Genomic DNA, 20,857 nt, shown 5'->3' on the forward strand with positions numbered 1-20,857 from the left:
TGTTCTGTAGCTTCTTTTATTATTTGAAGCTTGTCTTCTTTTGTAAATTTTCTTTTTTTCATGTCTGTGTGCATAATTACTAATTTTTATTGATAATTATGTCAGACTTATTCGGGGGCTAATTCAATGATTGTATCATAGTCAGCTAAATAAATGATCTTGTTGGCTCCACCGCTCAACAGATCATCAATTGTTCCTTCTGCCTCTTCTATTGTCAAACGATTGAACAACCTTGGCTTGATAGCATAGCCATACCCTTTAATCTCTTTAAGGTGTTTCAAGTAAAACTGTTCTGTTCTTCCGTCGTCCAGCACAGCATAGTGTATTCGTAGTTTGCTATCTTTGGTTTTTTGGCCATAGTTATTCCAATTCAGAATACCACCAAACTTTCCGTGTTTGTAATAATTTTACAATAATCTTAATGAAGTCGCTGAGCCAGGCCGCGAAAAAAACTAATTTTGCAGTCCATATCATATATAACATGAAAGAATACACTAATAAACACCCCATCACCATTGCAGGCACCGGGCCTGGTGATCCGGAACTGATTACTGTAAAAACACAAAAAGCCATCATGCAAGCCGATGTGATTGTGTATAATGCACCACAAATTGAAGCTATTCTGGATTACTATCAACCCCGGGCAAAAAGAGAAAAAATAAATAAAGATAAAAGCACTGATAGTGTGGCTTTGTGCAAAAAAACTGCACAATTAATGGCTGAATATCACCAAAAAGGTCTACGAGTGGTGCGCCTTAAAACAGGAGATGCTTTTATGTTTGGAAGTGGGGCAACAGAAACCGGGTTGTTGTACGAAATGGCCATGCCTTTCCTGGTTATACCGGGAATCACTGCCGGCGTAGCGGCTGCAGTAGCAGGGAATGTGCACATTTCTGAAAAAGCAGAAGCCGATACAGTGACATTTTACATGGCCAACCAGAAAACCGAACAACGTGAAAATTTAGAACAAATTGCGCAACTCCTGAAAACACAGGCCACCGTTGCCCTTTACATGGCAGAAGATGTACTGCCACAAATTATCGATTATTTGCTAAAACACGGTTTGCCAGGTAATTTACCGATTGTAGCGGTTGCAAATGCATCTTTGCCCGGTCAACAAATTTTATCTGCCACACTGCAAAACATAGCAGCTGTTTTGAACAAAAATTCATTAAACAACTCCATTGTTTTTTTCATAGGTGAAAAAGTACGTAGTATATTCGCGGCCCAAACCGATACAGAATAATAAACCAAATGAAGAATTCAATATTTATCATACTCACTTTGGCCACACTACAGTTGGCAGCTCAAAACGACAGTATACAAAACAAAATATTTAAGCTGGGCGAAATTACCATTACCGAAACCCAAACCGTAACACCCTTGCAGGAAATCGACGAACAAGAGATAGCGCAGTTTGATCCTGAAAATGCGGCCCAGGCTTTGGATTTAATACCGGGGATAACTATTTCACAGTATGGTGGCCGCAATGAGGCGCTGGTTTTTATTCGCGGTTATGATTTACGCCGCGTTCCGGTGTTTGTCGATGGTTTGCCGGTTTATATCCCGTACGACGGCTATATTGACCTAAACCGCATTCAAGCCGGGCAGTTATCTAAAATATCTGTAGATAAGGGCTTTACATCGCTTCTTTATGGTGCTAACACATTGGGCGGTGCCATTAACCTGGTATCGCGGAAGCCATCAGCTACATTTGAACTTAAAGCCGGGGCTGGTAGCAAATTCAGCAGCGAAGGATTCAATGGTTACACAGGAAACATAAGCCTGGGTACACGACAGGAAAAATGGTTTGCATCCGGTTCTTTTCAACTGCAGCAGCAAAATTTTTACAACCTGCCCGAAGCTTTTGAACCCTTCTCGCTCGAAACAGACCACAAACGCGATAACGCTCAATTCCAAAACATGCAATATTCGTTGCAGGCAGGCTACACGCCACGTGAAGGAGACGAGTATGTGCTGAGTTTAAGAGGTGTTCAGTCTCATAAGGGGGTACCTGTATATCTGGGCAATAATCCCGCTATAAGAGTGCGCTACTGGAAATATCCGCGCTGGGAGAAAAATGGAATTTATTTTCATTCCCAAACCAAGTTGCAAAATGAGCTTATCCTTAAATCGCGCTGGTTTACCGATAGTTATGAAAACGTATTGAAAAGTTTCGACGACTCAACCTATTCATCACAAACCTACAATTATGCGTTCACAAGTACATACGACGACCGCAGGATGGGCGTCAACATTGACCTGCACCTGTATAGCATAAATGCACATAAACTTAAAGCCGGTGTGCGTATGCAATACGATCATCACAAAAATTTCAATAAAGGAGAAACACCACGGCATATTAAAGACCTTACAACTTCATTGGCTGTAGAAGATATCTGGCAGGTGGATAAACGATTAAAAATAATTGGCGGTGTTGCTTTTATGACACGAAAAGGCCTGCAGGCTGATGACTACATTGCAGAAGCAGACTCTATTGTAAAATTTCCCATGGGGCACGATAAAGCCTGGCACTATCAGGCTGGAGCGTATTTTCAACTGAGCGAAAAACAATTTCTACATGCATCAGTGGCACGCAAAACCCGTTTCGCCACCATGAAAGACCGCTATTCGTATCGCATTGGCAGAGCTATTCCTAATCCGGACCTCGAAACTGAGCATGCTGTCAACACAGAAATCAGCTACAGTGGACAAAAAGCTAAATGGCAGTGGTCCTTTTCCTTGTTTTACAATTTTGTAGGCAATACCATTCAGCGGGTAAATGAAGTGCAGGATGACTTATGGCAGTTGCAAAACACCGGTAAATCGCACTTTCGAGGTGGCGAAATAAGCTTTGGATGGGAAATGAACAAATTTTTCTCCATGGGCGGTAGCTATGCCTTGCTCGACCAGCAAAACATTACCAATCCGGAAATAAAATTCATTGACATTCCTTCGCATCAGTTAAAGACCCATGGTCAACTATTGTGGCGCGATAAATTTCAAACCACTGTAGAAGTCAACTATCTGTCTTCTCGCTATAGTACAAGCGATGGAGCATACAAAGCGCCTTCTTTTACAACCATAAACGTGATGGCAAATTATCGGATACTGGAGCAACTCAAGATACACTTCAACCTCCGAAACCTTACAGATGAACTCTACTACTATTCTGAAGGGTATCCTGAACCAGGTAGAAACTATGAAGTAAAATTAACCTACCAATTGTTTCGATAATTATTATACTTCTCAACTCACCGGATTTAATTAAGAAATATTAAAACAAGCAGCTCATAAATTGATTTGTTCAGCATTTCATATTTCATAGTCAGGAAAATAATCCTATTTTTGTTATATAGAAGATTAATTTATGGGTAAATCCGCTTTAAAATATTGGTTTCTTTTAATTGCTTTTTTGATTTCACTTCAAGCACAAACACTATTTGCCCAAATTGATAAAAAATCAGAAATCACGCATACCAGTTTTTTACCGGCCGATACCACTGAAGCTAAAAAAAGTAAAATAATAACATTTAAACCAGAAGTTCTCAAAAAACAACTCAAGCCAGGTTCTGTAAACCAATTTTCAGGAATCAGCACATATCCCGTTGATACAGTAACCCCAATCAATTATCTAAAAACGACCAGTCCACTCATTTTTGATACTATTTACCATCAGCCTGACTGGAAAGATGACACGGCCCTTAAAACCACGCTCCGCTATCCGGCTCCAACAAGTGCATCATTACCGAGGTATAAAGACCAGGCTATTTGCGATGTAAAATATCTGGATGTAGACCAGGGTTTAAGCTCCTCTTATATTCACAGCCTCCTGTCTGATAGCCGGGGCTTATTGTGGTTTGGAACTTACGAAGGAGGGTTGGTCCGATATAATGGGAATGCTTTTACAATTTTCAAAAAAGCACACGGTTTACCCGATAATTCAATAAGAGCCTTGTTCGAAGACAGCAAGGGAAACATCTGGATAGGAACACAGGGAAATGGCATCGCTGTATTTGATGGGCATCAAATTACCATTTTACCCAAAACGGCAAAGCTCAGCGAACTGTATGTCTATCAAATAACAGAAGACCGCAAAGGTCGAATCTGGGTTTCAACAAGAAACAATGGTTTATTTGTCCTTACAAAAGATGCTGTACTTCAACTCACAAAAAAAAGTGGATTGCCCACTAACGAAGTCTTTACCGTATATACTGAAAATGCAGACTCCATATGGGTTGGCACCGCAAAAGGTCCAGTATTAATTAAAGACCACACCATAACGAGTTATTTTTTCAAAAACCAGGGAGCCAGCAACCAAATTAAAAGTTTTATAGAAGACAAATTTGGAAACCTATGCCTCGGTACACACAAAAACCTTGTGATTTTTGACAATAACGAATTCCGGGAAGTCAAAATGCGCATAAAAATCAAAATCTTGCAAAAAGATGTGTCAAGTAACTTATGGATAGGGACTGCAGGATATGGTGTGTTTAAGTTAATTTCCGATGATAAAAATTATCATACTGCCCGGTATACAAATTACACAACAAACCATGGATTAAGCCACGATTTCATATCAGATATGACCATGGAAAACGACATTTTGTGGTTGGGAACATATGGCGGTGGCGTCAACAGGCTTAGAATTAATGGATTTAAACATATCACTACCGAAGAGGGGTTGGAAAGTGAGAACATATGGGCTTTTGCAGAAGATAAAAACAACCATCTATGGCTTGGAACTGAAACAGCAGGTATATGCCATTTTGAGGGCAATACCTTGAAATATTACGACCGTGAATCTGCTAAAATGAAAAGTCACATTGTGCTATCAGCCATGAATGACCAGCAGAACAACCTTTGGTTTGGAACTTATAAAGGAGGGGTGTATAAAATTGAAGACCGTAAGCTTTATGAAATCAATTTAAACCCTGATAAAAAACGATTAAAAATTATCAGCATGTTGGCTGATTCAAAAGGAAACCTTTGGTTTGGCTCGTGGGATGATGGTGTATTCAGGTATAATGGGGATTCTGTACGGCAAATCAACAAAGAAAATGGTTTAGAGAATAATGACGTGTTTGACATTATGGAAGACCGGCACGGAGACATTTGGTTTGCAACCGATGGCGGAGGAGTGACCCGATATAATGGAGAACAATTTTTAAATTATGATACCACAAGCGGGTTAACCTCCAATGCGGTATATTCTGCCGTTCAAATGAGTGATGGAGCCATGTGGTTTGGAACTCATAATGCAGGAATTGTTGTTGTAAATGATACAACTCGTTTTCACCTAACCACAGACGATGGGCTAAGTTCAAACTATATCAAATCAATTATAGAAGATAATCAGCAAAGAATTTGGGTAGGAACAGAACGGGGTCTGAATCTCATTGAACATAAAGACAAAATAGCGCCTTCATCACCGAATCATTTAAACATACAGTATTTTGATAAAAATGACGGATTGAAAGGGTTGGATTTTCATACCAATTCTGCCTTTATTGACCATAACAATACAGCATGGTGGGGAACAGGGAAAGCGCTTACGTACCTTAATCTGGCCCAACTTGCTATCGATACCACCGCTCCGAAAGTAACCATAGATGCTTTGCAGGTAAAACAAAAATGGATTGACTTCCATAAACTTTCAGAATCAACCTCTTCAGAGTACGATACCTTGAATATTAGTACTGGCAGTGCAACTCCTTTTTATAATAAACCCGAAATGCTGCAACTTCCCTATAATGCAAGGCACATCACATTTCATTTCGGTGCAGCCAATTATCAGAATATTCAGAACATTCGATATCTTTCGCGTTTGTACCCGCTTGAGAAAAAATGGAGCCTTCCCGGCACTGAGTCAAAAGCTGATTACAGAAATATTCCAGCAGGGAACTATGTGTTTCAATTAAAGGCTGTGACCCGGGGCGGGCTAAGCAGCAAAATAGCCACACAAAAAATTAGTATTTCCACACCCTGGTGGATGACAATCTGGGCTTTTTTATTTTATGGAATATTGTTGATTGCTATCGTCATGCTAATATTCCGCTGGCGAACCCGATTTTTAAAAAAGCGGCAAAAAGAACTGGAAAATCAGGTTAAAGCGCGCACTGTCGAAATTCAGGAAAAAAACGAAGAACTAAATGCACTGGTTGCACAGGTTACAGAGCAACGCAACGAAATTGCAACACAACGTGATATGGTTGTTCAGCAACGAGACCAAATGGAGCAAATCAATAAATCCACATCTCAGAGTATTGACTATGCCCAACGAATTCAGTCGTCATTAATGCCAGAATTCTCGAGTCTTGGTTCTATTTTTCCGGAATCGTTTTTACTGTTCCACCCACGGGATATTGTAAGCGGAGACTTTTACTGGTGGGTCCAGGTAGGTAACCAAACAATTATAGTGGCTGCAGATTGTACCGGGCATGGTGTCCCCGGAGCCTTTATGAGTATTCTAGGTATGTCGTTTCTACGCGAAATAGTGCTGAAAGAAAAAATTACTCAACCCAACAAAATACTGCACCGCTTACGTGAAGAGGTGATACAAGCTATGCAGCAAAAAAATAAACCCGGTGAACAACGAGACGGCCTTGACATGGCCATACTAACTTTTGAAAAAAACAGCAACACAGCTTTATATGCAGGCGCCCACAATTCAGTATATCATATTCAGAATGGTCAGCTAAAAGAATTTCAAGGTGACCGGTTTACCATTGCAGCCTATCCTAAATTAAAATCATTTACGACCCAGGAAATAACTTTTAATGCAGGAGATACTTTTTACATGTTCACAGATGGGTATCATGACCAATTTGGCGGAAAGCGCGGTCGTAAAATTAAAAAACCACGTTTTCAGGAATTAATTTTAAAGGTTCACCAGCAGAATATGCAAACCCAGAAACAGGAACTCATAGATTTTCTTGAACAATGGCAGGGTAAAGAAGAGCAAATCGATGATATCCTTGTGATGGGATTCCGGGTTCCCGAAAAAGGTGTTTAATTCAACAACAGTCCAGAATGGTGCGTTTTAATTAACGTTTTGAGGTAGTAAGCTCCTGGAATATTTGTTCCAGTGTTTGACTTTTTTCCTGCATAGAGAGCACGGTGAGCTTTTCTTTTACAGCTGTATTAAAAAGTTTTGTGCGAATATCCACATTTTTTCCCCCGGTAAGTTCATAAAGATTCCCTTCTTTTTTGAGGACGCTCTGAACACCATCAATTTTTTCAAGTTTTTTAATATCAGGATTTGAATTAAACTCTACAACAATAACCTGCTGCTCCCCACCAATTTTTTTCTTAATATTAACGGTAGTATCATCAGCTACTATTTTCCCTTTATGAATAATCACAATGCGGTCGCAAATAGCATCTACCTCCTGCATAATGTGTGTAGATAATAAAACGGTTTTAGCTTTGCCAACAGACGATATGAGGTTTCTAATTTCGATAATCTGGTTCGGGTCAAGTCCTGATGTGGGCTCATCGAGAATAAGTACTGAAGGATCGTGCAATAACGCCTGAGCCAACCCAACCCGCTGCCGGTAACCTTTTGAAAGTTCTCCGATTTTTTTATGCTGTTCAGGGGTCAATCCTACTTGTTCAACAAGCGTTGCAATACGTTCGTTTTTTGATTTTCCCATCTTGTGCAAACCAGCTACAAAATTAAGGTACTCCTTCACATACATATCATCATATTGCGGGTTATTTTCCGGCAGGTAACCCGTTGTTTTTCGCACTGCCATGCTATCTTCCCGCACATTGACATCATTAACCCAGGCATCTCCCTCAGTTTGTGGAATTAAACCTGTTAAGATTTTCATGGCTGTAGATTTACCTGCTCCGTTGGGGCCGAGAAAGCCTACCACTTCTCCGCTCTTTACTTCAAATGATACATTATCGAGTGCTTTTTGAGTACCAAAAAGTTTTGTGAGGTTTTGCGTTTTTATTGACATAGGGCTGCAATGATTTAACCTGCAAATTTAATTAAGTATGACAATTATTAATGGTTTTACTTCAAAAACTAAGCCTCTTTTCGGGCCCTCGTCATATGATTTTTGCCTGGTGGCCCCTGTAGTCTTTCTACTTCGAATCCTACTTGCTCAAGCCCTCTCCGAACTGCGCCCTTTGCCGTATAGGTTAGCAACAATCCTCCCGGATTCATGGCATCATAAACAGTCTGATAAATGGGCACTGACCACATTTCGGGTTGCTTGTCAGGTCCAAAGGCATCAAAATACACCAAATCATAAGTGTCTTCGGGTTCCCAGTTGCGCAAGTCCGTTTCAATTTTTTTTACATAAAATGCGGGTGCAATTTCCTGGGAGGCAGCCCACACAGCATGATGAATTTGACTGAACCATGGCTCGTTGACATTCAGCAGACGGGAATAATTCAATTTATCGGTGATTTCGGGTGGCAAAGGATATTTTTCCAACGCTGTATAAAAAATTTCCTGACCTTTACTACGCTCAATAATTGACAATAAAGCATTCAAACCTGTTCCCAATCCTATTTCCAAAATTTTAAGTGGTCTTTGCCTTTTCTGTTTTAACCCTGCTTCGATAAATACGTGTCGCGACTCCTGCACTGCACCTTTTGTAGAATGGTAATGTTCATCAAGCGATTCCACATAAAGGCTGTGGCTGCCATCGGCAGTTTCAATGGGTTTAACCTTCATTTTTTTACTAATTGGGTTTTAAAACAAACCTTCCAGCAATTCTTCACGACTAACTTTTGAAAAATACTGGCTTACATCTATTCGAGACAAATTTTCTTTAAGATGGCTATATTCATGCGGCGTGTTAATTAATAATGCTTCAACTTCACCGATATCTTTGGTGTTGAAAAAATCACCAAAAATTTTGGCTCTACGGATGATTCCTTTGTTCACATCGAGATTAACTTCAATATGGCCACCTTCAGTTTTAATGCCTTTTTGAAAATTGTATTCCGGCGAATAACCATAATTCCAGTCCCATGTGCCAAATTTCTCATCCACCAACTTTTGAATCCCTTGCTTATCTTCTTCCGTAAGTTCATAAATGCGGCTATCGGCATACATGTCGCGAATATGCTTCATAACCCGGTCTTCGAATTCCTGAAGCGTAATGGGCTCTTCCAGGTGTTCACTAATATTGGTAACCCGGCTACGGACAGATTTCACTGCTTTATCTTTGTACTTAAGGGGGTTTACTTTCAGTGCCTGTGAAAGATCGGGTAATTTAGAGCTAAATAACAGTGTGCCGTGGTGTAGAATTTTACTTTTGTACACGTGCTCTGCATTACCACTGAACTTTTTCCCTTCTATGGTAAGGTCGTTTCGGCCTTCGAAACGTGCATTTACACCCAGAGCTTGCAATACATCCAGTATGGGGCGGGTATATTTTCTGAAATCTACCAATTGGTCTTTTTCGCCTTTCTTAATAAAAGTAAAATTCAAATTGCCGGGGTCGTGAAACACTGCTCCACCACCTGAAAGGCGCCGGATTATAGCAATTTTTTGGGCTTTTACATAATCCACATTTATTTCTGCCAATGTGTTTTGATGTTTGCCAACTATAATAGAAGGGCTGTTTATATAAAGATAAAAACACTCTTCGTCTTTGTGTCTCAATAAATATTCTTCCGTGGCCAAATTAAATGCCGGATCATGAGTTGTTGATTTTATACACAACATATTGCTTCTGATTAAAACGGTTTAATAAGTTAAAGTTACATATTCGATAACCTTGACAATCTCTAATTGTTCAGGCGGAATACAAAGATGAGAAATTTATTTGGTAAGAAAAGGGTAAAACAAGAGTTTGGAACGCTTAAACTCCGTTGATTAAATGTTTTGAGCTGTCTTCTGGAAGGTGTGATGTTTGATATTTCGTTTTAAGAAAGCTACCAAACGCTTATTTGCAACTGTTACGGTGTATTCAACTGCTTGTTCTATCTCATTTGAAGTTGAATTGTTTCTGTCGTATTTAACTGCGCCATCTTTAATATGAATTGGTGTGCGCGAAACATCGTAAATGGTTACGTGGTAATGGGTCATTGCAATTTTATCGGTAGTATCTGTTTCTATTCCGCTATACTTAACCGAAATCATAATATTTACATGGTCGCCGGATCTTTTCAGTTCCCTCATTTTTTGAACAAAGACGAATTTTACTGCCGGGAAAGATTCCTTGAGATGATTCTGAATTAAACGTCTAAAATCGAGCCTTACTCCGGCTGAATCGCCATTTGCGCGGTCGTCTGTAATAAGCACGTTAGCCTGTATGGTTGTGGGTTCATCGTCGTGAAAAAGGTGTGCTGGTTCATCATCATAAGAATTTTGAGCGCGCACATTAAACACAGCAGCTGCCGTGAATAAGAATACGAATATGCAAAAAAATGAACCTTTCATTCAGGTATCGGATATTTGAAATTAAACAACGTCTTTAAAGCCTTGCGAAAATACCAACAATTTTACTACAAAGCAATAGCGAAAACTATTTTGTAAAACATAAACGGAGATTAATCCATTAAATTATGCTCAAAAAGTATGGCTTTCATCTTATCCTGCAAATCATGGGCCGAAATTCTGGCTTCCTGGGCAAAATGTTCATTATTTCCGGCATAAATAATTGCCCTTGAGCTATTTACAAGCAAACCACATTGGGCATTAATTCCATTTGCAGCGACTTCTTCAAGGCTTCCGCCCTGTGCACCAACTCCGGGGACCAGTAGAAAATGATTGGGTATAATCTGGCGAATTTCTTTGAGCATTTCGGGCCTTGTAGCACCGGCCACAAACATCAGTTGGTTCTCATCGGCCCATTTTGAGCCTTTGTCTATGACTTCCATAAAAAAGGGCCTGCCGGTGTCTGTTTTCGCAAGTTGAAAATCCTCCGCTCCGCTGTTGGAAGTAACACCGAGAAGAACCACCCATTTATCTGTATATTCAAAAAATGGATCTATACTGTCTTTTCCCATATAGGGCGATAATGTAACGGCATCGAATCGAAATTGCTCAAAAACAGACTTTGCATACATACGTGCTGTGTTGCCAATATCTCCACGTTTGGCATCAGCAATCATTATTATTTCAGGAAAGTTTTGCTGGATATAAGCATTTGTTTTCTCCAAACTAACTAAACCTTTGGTGCCCATGGCTTCATAAAAAGCCAGGTTAGGTTTATAAGCCACGACCAGATCGTGTGTGGCATCAATGATTGCTTTATTAAACTCATATACGGGGTCTTCGTATTTAAAAAGGTGCGAAGGGATTTTATCTTCATCGGCATCTAATCCTACACACAAAAAACTTTGTTTTTTTCTGATCTGATCAAAAAGGGCTTGGGCATTCATGTTTTATAAATTACTTTCTTTTAATTTTTCAGCGTTTTCGGCAGTTTGTAGCTTTTCAATAATTTCTTCTATTTCACCACTCATCACAGCCTGTAAATTATACATTGTAAGGTTTATGCGGTGGTCTGTAACCCTTCCCTGTGGGAAGTTGTAAGTTCTGATCTTTGCAGAGCGGTCTCCTGATGATACCATTGTTTTTCTTTTCGATGCAATCTCATCCATTCGTTTTTGGTATTCCAGGTTGTAAAGGCGCGTCCGTAACTCCTTCATGGCCTTGTCCAGGTTCTTAATCTGCGATTTCTCGTCCTGACAGGTTACCACAATATTGGTAGGAATGTGTGTGAGACGTATGGCAGAGTAGGTTGTATTTACTGACTGTCCGCCGGGACCCGAGCTACAATAAGTGTCTTTACGGATGTCATTTTGGTTAATCTCGAGGTCAAACTCCTCAGCTTCAGGCAGCACTGCAACAGTGGCAGCTGAAGTATGCACACGACCCTGAGTTTCGGTTTGCGGAACCCGCTGCACGCGGTGCACACCCGACTCATATTTCATGATGCCATACACGCCATTTCCTGAAATAAAGGCAATGACCTCTTTAAAACCTCCTGCAGTACCTTCGGTGTTGCTCGTCATTTGAAACTTCCATCCCTTATTTTCGCAAAATTTAGTGTACATGCGAAAAAGATCACCGGCAAAAATACTGGCTTCGTCACCACCTGTACCGCCACGTATTTCGAGTACCACATTCTTATCATCTTCGGGATCTTTAGGTACAAGTAAAACTTTAATTTTTTCTTCCAGTTCAGTTTTCCGGGCTTCCAGTTCTTCCAGCTCCATTTTAGCCATTTCCTTCATTTCCTCATCTTCCCCGCTGAGCATCTCTTTAGATGTCTCAAGGTTGTCTAGCACCAGCTTATACTCATTACCTGCTTCGATAATGGGTTCAAGATTTTTATATTCCTTATTAAGATTGATGTAACGCTTTACATCGGCAATTACTTCCGGATCTGTAATTAATTCTCCAACTTCCTCAAATCGTATTTTAATACCCTCCAGTTTTTCCAGTAAATTACTCATTTTTTCCTCCAATTAATGATATTCAAATTTTCCGTGTTCGCTATCTATAGTTAATTTTTTTTGTGTTGATGACTCAACATAACCCACTTTACGTGCTTCCACATTAAAAGTTGCTGCTATATCGATGATATTCTGTGCAATATCTTCAGGTACATAAAGTTCAAAACGGTGCCCCATATTGAAAACTTTATACATTTCCTGCCAGGTGGTTTGCGATTCCTGTTGAATCAATTTAAAAAGTGGTGGTGTGGGAAACATGTTGTTTTTTATAATGTGCAAATTTTGAACAAAATTAAGTACCTTGGTTTGGGCGCCTCCGCTGCAATGAATCATTCCATGCACATCGGGCCGGTACTGATTAAGGATTTGCCTGATGACCGGAGCGTAGGTTCGGGTTGGTGATAAAACTAATTTCCCGGCATCAAGTTTTAGTCCATAAATAGCATCGGTTAGGGCCTTACTTCCTGAATAAACCAACGAGTCATCTACTGCCGGGTCAAAGCTTTCAGGGTACTTTTTTGCCAAATAGTGGGCAAACACATCATGGCGGGCCGATGTTAATCCGTTGCTTCCCATGCCGCCATTATAAGTATCTTCATAGGTGGCTTTGCCGGTTGAGCTAAGACCTACAATTACATCTCCTTCCCGGATATTTTCATTCGTAATAATATGGTCTTTTCGTGCCCTGGCCGTAACAGTAGAATCGACTATAACGGTACGCACCAAATCGCCCACGTCGGCTGTTTCGCCACCGGTAAAAACCGTGTTAACACCCAGCGATGTAAGCTGTTCCAGTACTTCATTAGTTCCGTTAATAATTGCACTGATTACTTCTCCCGGAATCAGGTTTTTATTGCGCCCAATTGTAGACGAGACCAAAATATTATTTGTAACACCCACACAAAGTAAATCGTCGATATTCATTACAATAGCATCTTGTGCTATGCCTTTCCAAACAGACAGGTCTCCTGTCTCCTTCCAGTACATGTAAGCAAGCGATGATTTGGTGCCGGCTCCGTCAGCGTGCATAATATTGCACCATTCCGGGTCACCAGCCAAAACATCGGGAATTACTTTGCAAAAGGCATTGGGAAAAATGCCTTTATCAAGGTTAGAAATGGCTTTATGTACATCCTCTTTACTGGCGGAAACCCCTCTGCGGGCGTATCTGTTATCTTCCATTACAAATTAATTATTGGCCACAAAATTAATCATTTTATGCTTATTTATTATAAAAAACAGCTCCGATGCCATGGACCACCGGAGCTGTATTATAATGAATATTTATTTCTTTCGTCGAATTCGGGGAACGTAATCGGTTCCGGTTACGCGGAACTCAGTTCTACGGTTAAGCGAATGGGCAATTTCTTTCATTTCTTCTGTTGGTAGATTCCTGATATAAGATTCTGAAAGCACATCACCGGCTTTAAGAAATTCCCAACCGGGTTTGTTGGCATATTCCTGCGCTTCTCTTGGAGAAATCTTTTTGGGTTTTGATTCGCCGTAACCCTTTGAAGTTAATCTTTCTTCATCGATGCCATAAAGAACTAAGAAATCAACAACACTTTTTGCCCGTTTGTATGACAGCTCCCTGTTTGCCTCATCACTCCCGCGGAAGTCGGTATGAGAGCTCAACTCGATGGTAATATTGGGGTTATCGTCTCTGAGCAATTCCACGAGCTCTTCCAGCGCAACCATCGATTCAGGTTTAAGGTCCCATTTTCCAAAGTCGTAGAATACCTTAACGAGTCTGGGTTCATCATTTGGCGGCATAAACAGGTCAAGTTCTATTTCCTGACTTTCGGTCAATCCTTTGGTAGAGAGCTTTTCCTTGCCTGCCAAAAATCCACCTTTACGCGCAATAATTCTGTAGTCTGTATTCGGATTCAGGTCGTATTCAACAGTCGCATCGGCTTCGCTGGTTTTAACTTCGTTTGTACCATCAGAACCAATAAGATTCACCGATGCATCAGGAATTTTTTCACCTGTTTTTTCGTTTTTGACTACCAATTTAAGTTTAAATTCAAGTGGTGGCAGCGCAAACTGAAAAACATCATCTTCACCTCTGGCATCGTCACGGTTTGAAGAAACGAAACCGCGTTCCAGTTTCCGCTCGAATACAATTCCGAAATCGTCTCTTGGTGAATTCATGGGGTATCCCATGTTTTCTATTTCCCACTGACTACCTTGTGGACGAGCCATGAATAAATCCAGTCCACCCATACCTACATGGCCATCAGAAGAAAAATATAGTGTTCCGTCTTTATGCACAAAAGGGAAAACTTCGTTACCACTTGTGTTAATATCGGTTCCCATATTTTCGGGTGTTCCCCAGCCATCATCGCTGGCCGTAACTTTCCAGATATCTTTTCCACCCTCACCTCCGGATTTATCGCTTACAAAGTAAAGTGTTTTTTCATCGTAAGAAATGGCCGGATGGGCTACCATAATAGAGTCTGCCTCATAAATTGCTACCCGTGTAGCTTCTCCCCAATCAATACCTTGTTTTTCACTCTTGTATATTTGTGTTACCATATCGCCATCTTTATTGTCGCGAATGGCTGTAAAATACATCGTATTGGCTTTTTCATTGGTGCAGGCTACACCCTCATCAAATTCAGTATTAATATTTTCTCCCAAAGGTGTTGGGTCTGACCACTCACCCTTCCGGTCGACGCGCGATTGGTAGATATCGGCATAATACTGACCGGTTACGGGATTTATCTCATTTCCTGTGGTTCCTTCAGTTGTAGTTGTAAAATACACTATTGAATAATTATCTTTGCCGTAGCAGGGGGAGAATTCACTTTCGCGTGTATTGAAGAAGTACATAGGTGTAATCTTATGCCGGGTTGGGGTTTTCTTGGCTTCAATAGCAAAGTCGCAAGATTCAATGCCTTTGTTGGCTCGGGCATCATCCGGCACTAATTCCTTGTATTTATTGTAATTAGTCCTGGCTTCTTCATATTCACCATTGGCCAGCAGCGCATCGGCATAATAAAGTGTTGCCAACGGATTTTCAATACCGCGCCTTACGGCTTTTCGGAACCAGATTTCTGCCTGCCTTACATCATCAATGTACCGGTAACATAAAGCTGTTTTAAAAATTAACTCATTTTCGAGTTCGCGGTCGTCAACTTTTCCGTAGGCATATTTAAATAAATCAATGGCTTCAAAATATTTTCCTGAATTGAAAGCGCTCTCAGCCTTTTCGATTCTTCTTTGCTGTGCGTCAGCTAACTGAACAACCATAAAAAAGGCTAAAAACAAACCCACTAACCTGAAATATTGCATAATATACGATTTTCTTTTTGCTTCAATCTAAAATAGAACGTAGAAACTGAAATTTTATGTTTTAATAATGTTATTTGCGAATTTAAATATTTTTATTGAAATAATTTCACTATATCATTTCCATTAGCAAAAATCAAGAGTGCCAGCAAGATAAACATACCTGTCATTTGTGCATACTCCATAAATTTCTCACCGGGTTTGCGGCCTGTAATAATCTCATAGAGTAAAAACACAACGTGTCCGCCATCAAGTGCAGGAATTGGCAGTAAATTAAGAATGGCCAGCATTATCGATAAAAAAGCTGTTAAGCTCCAGAATGATTGCCAGTTCCACACACCGGGAAAAATCTTTCCAATTGTAATAAAACCACCTACTTCTTTATATGCTTCTGTTTCGGGCGAAAAAATCAGCTTAAATTGCTGGAGATATTTTTTCCCTGTATCGTATGCCTTTGATACTCCGGCGGGGATAGCCTCCAGAAAAGAATAATGGCGTGTTTCAAAATCGAGTGCTTTTGTGATGTCAACAGCCACACCTAACATTGCTGTTGAGTCCAGTTGTACTTCAAAAGTTTTCTCGCGGCCGTTACGCAATACGGTAACATCAACTTGATTATTTTGATATTTCCCGAGGGCAGGGCTTACCTGGTCGGCCAATGGTGTGGCAATGGTATCAATCTGAATTATGCGGTCGCCTTTTTGAATGCCAACTTTTTGTGCCACACTGTTTTTCGCAAACCCACCCACCACGAATGGAATACGCGGTGTAAAGAGGCGATCGCCTTTAATAATTTTTTTCTTTATCTCTTCGGGAAGAGTTATACTCATTTTTTCACCATTGCGTATTACCTGAACTGTCGATACATCTTCCAAAAGTATTTTAGTGATAATCTCTCTGTAACGCACAACCTCTTTGCCGTCGAGGCTCACAATTCGGTCACCATCTTTGAAACCTGCCTGGGCAGCAGCAGAATCTACCACAACACCATGCTCCATGTTTTTTACCGGTAAATAATCTTCGCCCCAGGTATATAAAATGGTGGCATATATAAGAAACCCCAGCAAAAAATTAACGAATACACCTCCAAGCATAATCAACAAACGCTGCCATGCGGGTTTGGCCCTAAATTCATAGGGCTTGGCCGGCTTGCTCATCTGTTCCTTATCCATAGATTCGTCAATCATTCCGGATATTTTCACATAACCACCCAGAGGCAACCATCCCAAACCATATGTTGTTTTACCTTTTTTAAATGAAAGCAACGAAAACCCCGGGTCAAAAAACAAGAAAAACTTCTCCACGCGGGTTTTAAAAAGCCTTGCAAAGAAAAAGTGCCCAAACTCGTGGAGCACTATTAATATTGATAAGCTTAATAGAAATTGACCTATTTTAACTATAATCTCCATTCAGTTCTACTTATTTAATTGTTTGATAAACTCTTTTGCTTTTCCCCTGGCTTCAACATCACTATTTATTAAGTCCTCTATGGCTGGGTTGACAACTGGTGTAGCCGACTCCATAGTTTGTTCCACTATTTTGGATATCTGCATAAAACCAATCTGATTGTTTAAAAATGCATCAACAGCTATTTCATTGGCAGCATTAATAATGCAAGGGAAATTTCCTCCTCTTCTAATGGTCTCAAAAGCAATGCCAAGTGCCGGAAATTTTTCTAAATCGGGCTTTTGAAAGGTTAAGGAACTATATTCAGTAAAATCTAATTCGGGCAATTTGTTTTTAAGCCTTTCCGGATAACCCAGTGCATATTGGATTGGCACCCGCATATCCGGCAATCCCATTTGTGCTTTTATAGACCGGTCATCGAATTCGACCATGGAGTGAATAATAGATTGGGGATGGATAACGACCTCAATTTTAAATGGTGGAATTTTAAATAAATGGTAGGCTTCAATTACTTCCAAACCTTTATTCATCATTGTAGCCGAGTCAATAGTAATTTTGTTCCCCATATTCCAGTTGGGGTGTTTCAAAGCATCTTCGCATGAAACACCATACATATCTTTTACATCGGTATCGAGAAACGGACCGCCGGAAGCTGTGAGTATTAATCGCCGTACCTTGTCGTAATTTTCGCCCTGCATCACCTGAAATATGGCCGAATGCTCGCTGTCTACCGGTAATACATTAACTTCTTTACGGGTGGCCATATCCATAACAATATCGCCTGCTACGACCAGGGTTTCTTTGTTGGCAAGTGCAATATCTTTACCTGCATCAATTGCAGCAATTGTGGGTTTAAGCCCGGCAAAACCGACAATAGCAGAAATCACCATATCGACATTTTTATCCGTAGCCAGGGCATCAAGCTCATCTGCTCCTGTTAAGACTTTAACAGAGGATTTTTTTAGGGCACTTTTAACTTCTTTCGCCTGAGTTTCATCCGTAACATGTATCATTGCAGGCTTAAATTCACGCGCCTGTTCAATAATTAAATTGGCATTTGCATGTGTAGATAGTCCAATAACTTCGAACCGCTCGGGGTGTTGACGAATAACCTCCAGAGCTTGTGTACCTATGGAACCCGTGCTTCCTAATATGGCAATTTTCTTCATAATTTTTGCTTTTTGGGGTATAATCAGCAAAGCATTCATGCTGAAAACATGCTATTCAAAATCGATATAATCTTCCGGGTTTACCGGCAATCCATTGTGCCACAATTCAAAATGCAGGTGTGGTCCTGTGGTAAACTCACCTGTATTACCCACAAATGCCACAACTTCACCGGCCACTACCAAATCTCCCTGGTCTTTTAAAAGAGATTCATTGTGTTTGTAAACGGAAATTAAATTATTTGGATGCTGTATTTGCAAACTGTAACCAGTTTCTAAAGACCAGGAACTTGATATAACTGTTCCGGGCAAAGCAGCGTGAACAGAAGTTGATTTTTCTGTGGCAATATCAATAGCATAGTGCCCCTCACCATAATTAAAACGGTTGCTAATTAACCCTTTTACAGGTGCAAAAAATGTCATGCTTTGGATATTATCTTCAGCTTTACTGAATTGCCTTCCCAATAAACTGGCTTGTTGCTCAAGCTTTACACGTTTTCGTAAAACCGAATCCTCCCTGGAAGGCTCCATGTTTAACTCATCATAAAGCTCAACGGTATCGGGCACATCATCGACCCTGGTTCTGCTGTCTCCAGCCAAAATATGTCTCAAATTACGTATATATTGATCTCTTACCATCAACTCATGCTCAATGCTATCGAGCCTGACCGCATTTTGAATCATTTGCTCGTGAAATTCAGCATCCGGATATTCCGGCAATAACCGTTTAAGCGGGGTAAAAGAAATAAGCATAATCCCAATAAAAATCAGCACCATTGCAATACCGCTAACAGCGGTTAAAACATTTAATCCGGTAAGTCTGTATGACCATTTTTCCTCAAAAGTCTGGTCATTCATAATTACCAGCCTGTAAGTACGGCGCAGCCGCGATATAACTTTCTTTTTATTTTTTTTAGCCATGAAACTTTATTAATATAAAAATCAGAAGGTACAATATTCTGCAAATATAATACTTCCGTTGGTTATTTGAAATATCAAGCCTTATGGATATTATTCATATTGAATGCTTTCATTAATAATATTTTGGCTTATCAATCAATTTCGCTTTAATACAACGTTCGACACACAATTTTAATATAAATTTGCGTTTTAGTTCATAGAATTTTTGTGTGAAGCTTAAGAGTTGTATTTTTATTTAATTTTTTAAACCAAAACCCCGTACTAATGAATAAAGTAATTCTTATAAGTATAATAATAGCAGCATTTTTTTCTACACAATCATGTACAGACATAAGCACTGCCAGTGGCGGAGGAAGAGAAGGCGAAGTTGTGGTTGTGCTCGATAAAAAGTTCCATGAAACAAAAGCTGGAGACTATGTTGACACAGTGCTCAAAGCTCCGGTTTACGGGTTGCCGCAATATGAGCCCATGTTCAAAGTTTATATGATTCCATGGAATGCCTTTTCCAATACCTTCCGGGCTTTTCGTAATATTATAAAAATTACAATTTCATCGGATGTAAAAAAACCAAAAGTTACCGTCAAAAGGGCCAACATGCAGGTGGTATTTCACTTTAAGGCTCCCAATGAATCGGCTTTTGTGGAGCTACTGATGAGTAACCAGCAACAACTGCTTGATTTACTCCATTACACCGAAAAAAAATATGCCAAATACAAAATACGACAAGGAGTTAATAAAAACCTCAGAAACTACATTCTTAAAAATTACAATCTACATACAACCTTCCCAAAAGGTTATGAGGTGCGACTCGATACCACTAATTTTTTGTGGGTTTCTTTCGAAACTAAAGATATGAGCTCAGGAGCTTTTATTTACCATTTCCCATATAAAGACACCAATACTTTTTCGAAAGATTATTTGCTGAATAAAAGAGATTCATTACTTAAGTTATATGTGGAAGGGCCGCTGGCAAAAACGAGAGAAACCTATATGACTACTGAATACCGCTATATCCCACCCAAATTCACGGAATTAATGGTTGAAAATAAATATTACACAGAAATCCGGGGGCTATGGACAGTGGTCAACGATTTTATGGGTGGGCCGTTTATACAAATCAGCCGGTTAGACAAAAAACGTAACCGCGTAGTTGTTTTCGATGGCTACGTATATAACCCGGGTGGCAATAAACGCAAGTTTGTTAGGTATTTAGAGGCAATTGGTTACATGATAAAATTTCCGGAAGAAGTATCTCATGGAAAAAAAACTAAAAAAACTCAATAGCATACATAGCTTAGAGGAGCTCAACCAAATGCTGCTTGATGCTTCTTTGAACAAAAAAGTGCTTCAGCAAATTGAAAAAGATTTCTCACAATTAGACCTAAGCCTCAACATTGAAAGTCCCGAAATTATCAGCTTGATGCAAAATCATATCGAGCAATTGCTTCATAGAGACTATGCTCGATTAATGAACCTGCTTTATCGAATTGATTTATCGGAATCAAAAATGAAAGCACTGAAGGAATATGATCCCACCATGCCGGAACGGGATGTAATTACTTTTTTAATTATTCAGCGCGAAATGCAAAAAGTAATGTTTCGGGAATTATATAAGGATGGCTTCTAAACAAAACATATTC

At 39.9% G+C, this 20,857-nt stretch carries 17 protein-coding genes; 5 read left to right on the forward strand and 12 right to left on the reverse strand.

Annotated elements, in window-relative coordinates:
* Positions 1-107 precede the first annotated feature (107 nt).
* Positions 108-314 (reverse strand): hypothetical protein, encoded by a 207-nt coding sequence (locus tag ACTB0Y_RS04280; RefSeq protein ID WP_463205565.1) that lies wholly within the window; start codon positions 312-314, stop codon positions 108-110.
* A 167-nt stretch (positions 315-481) separates the two neighbouring features.
* Between ACTB0Y_RS04280 and ACTB0Y_RS04285 the strand changes: the two genes are divergently transcribed.
* The 3 genes from ACTB0Y_RS04285 to ACTB0Y_RS04295 all read left to right on the forward strand — a co-directional run bounded on the left by ACTB0Y_RS04285 (position 482) and on the right by ACTB0Y_RS04295 (position 7,015).
* Complete coding sequence (locus ACTB0Y_RS04285; protein ID WP_463205566.1) at positions 482-1,246, forward strand: uroporphyrinogen-III C-methyltransferase; 765 nt, start codon at positions 482-484, stop codon at positions 1,244-1,246.
* Between the two features lie 8 nt (positions 1,247-1,254).
* Positions 1,255-3,237 carry a TonB-dependent receptor plug domain-containing protein gene (locus ACTB0Y_RS04290; protein ID WP_463205567.1) on the forward strand — a complete coding sequence of 661 codons (1,983 nt, stop codon included), beginning with the start codon at positions 1,255-1,257 and terminating at the stop codon, positions 3,235-3,237.
* 133 nt (positions 3,238-3,370) lie between these two features.
* Complete coding sequence (locus tag ACTB0Y_RS04295) at positions 3,371-7,015, forward strand: ligand-binding sensor domain-containing protein (protein WP_463205568.1); 3,645 nt, start codon at positions 3,371-3,373, stop codon at positions 7,013-7,015.
* 31 nt (positions 7,016-7,046) lie between these two features.
* On the opposite strand, the gene gldA is transcribed toward ACTB0Y_RS04295, so the two are convergent.
* From gldA to ACTB0Y_RS04350, 11 genes are all read right to left on the reverse strand, one after another.
* Positions 7,047-7,967: a gliding motility-associated ABC transporter ATP-binding subunit GldA gene (gldA, locus tag ACTB0Y_RS04300; RefSeq protein WP_463205569.1), complete on the reverse strand. Its 921-nt coding sequence runs from the start codon at positions 7,965-7,967 to the stop codon at positions 7,047-7,049.
* Between the two features lie 68 nt (positions 7,968-8,035).
* The gene (gene mnmC2, locus ACTB0Y_RS04305; protein ID WP_463205570.1) at positions 8,036-8,692 is read right to left on the reverse strand and encodes a tRNA (5-methylaminomethyl-2-thiouridine)(34)-methyltransferase MnmC2; all 657 of its coding nucleotides are present in this window, start codon (positions 8,690-8,692) and stop codon (positions 8,036-8,038) included.
* A gap of 18 nt (positions 8,693-8,710) precedes the next feature.
* A complete protein-coding gene (locus tag ACTB0Y_RS04310) occupies positions 8,711-9,691 on the reverse strand; it encodes a lipoate--protein ligase (protein WP_463205571.1) in 981 nt (326 codons plus the stop codon).
* A gap of 150 nt (positions 9,692-9,841) precedes the next feature.
* The gene (locus tag ACTB0Y_RS04315; RefSeq protein WP_463205572.1) at positions 9,842-10,408 is read right to left on the reverse strand and encodes a hypothetical protein; all 567 of its coding nucleotides are present in this window, start codon (positions 10,406-10,408) and stop codon (positions 9,842-9,844) included.
* Between the two features lie 110 nt (positions 10,409-10,518).
* On the reverse strand, positions 10,519-11,352 hold the full coding sequence (pyrF, locus tag ACTB0Y_RS04320; RefSeq protein WP_463205573.1) for an orotidine-5'-phosphate decarboxylase: 834 nt from the start codon (positions 11,350-11,352) through the stop codon (positions 10,519-10,521).
* A gap of 3 nt (positions 11,353-11,355) precedes the next feature.
* Complete coding sequence (prfA, locus tag ACTB0Y_RS04325; protein WP_463205574.1) at positions 11,356-12,432, reverse strand: peptide chain release factor 1; 1,077 nt, start codon at positions 12,430-12,432, stop codon at positions 11,356-11,358.
* A gap of 12 nt (positions 12,433-12,444) precedes the next feature.
* Positions 12,445-13,614, reverse strand: coding sequence for an AIR synthase related protein (locus ACTB0Y_RS04330; RefSeq protein ID WP_463205575.1), 1,170 nt, complete (start codon positions 13,612-13,614; stop codon positions 12,445-12,447).
* 102 nt (positions 13,615-13,716) lie between these two features.
* On the reverse strand, positions 13,717-15,726 hold the full coding sequence (gene porE, locus ACTB0Y_RS04335) for a PorE family type IX secretion system protein (RefSeq protein WP_463205576.1): 2,010 nt from the start codon (positions 15,724-15,726) through the stop codon (positions 13,717-13,719).
* Between the two features lie 92 nt (positions 15,727-15,818).
* A complete protein-coding gene (rseP, locus tag ACTB0Y_RS04340; RefSeq protein WP_463205577.1) occupies positions 15,819-17,132 on the reverse strand; it encodes an RIP metalloprotease RseP in 1,314 nt (437 codons plus the stop codon).
* Positions 17,133-17,138: 6 nt separating this feature from the next.
* On the reverse strand, positions 17,139-18,299 hold the full coding sequence (locus ACTB0Y_RS04345; protein WP_463205578.1) for a 1-deoxy-D-xylulose-5-phosphate reductoisomerase: 1,161 nt from the start codon (positions 18,297-18,299) through the stop codon (positions 17,139-17,141).
* Positions 18,300-18,350: 51 nt separating this feature from the next.
* Positions 18,351-19,217, reverse strand: a complete 867-nt coding sequence (locus tag ACTB0Y_RS04350; RefSeq protein WP_463205579.1) for a M23 family metallopeptidase — start codon at positions 19,215-19,217, stop codon at positions 18,351-18,353.
* Positions 19,218-19,481: 264 nt separating this feature from the next.
* On the opposite strand from ACTB0Y_RS04350, the gene ACTB0Y_RS04355 reads away from it, so the two are divergent.
* On the forward strand, positions 19,482-20,501 hold the full coding sequence (locus ACTB0Y_RS04355) for a DUF4837 family protein (protein ID WP_463205580.1): 1,020 nt from the start codon (positions 19,482-19,484) through the stop codon (positions 20,499-20,501).
* The gene (locus ACTB0Y_RS04360) at positions 20,473-20,844 is read left to right on the forward strand and encodes a hypothetical protein (RefSeq protein ID WP_463205581.1); all 372 of its coding nucleotides are present in this window, start codon (positions 20,473-20,475) and stop codon (positions 20,842-20,844) included. Before ACTB0Y_RS04355 ends, ACTB0Y_RS04360 begins: the two co-directional genes overlap by 29 nt.
* Positions 20,845-20,857 lie beyond the last annotated feature (13 nt).

Source organism: Salinivirga sp. (genome assembly GCF_055145285.1).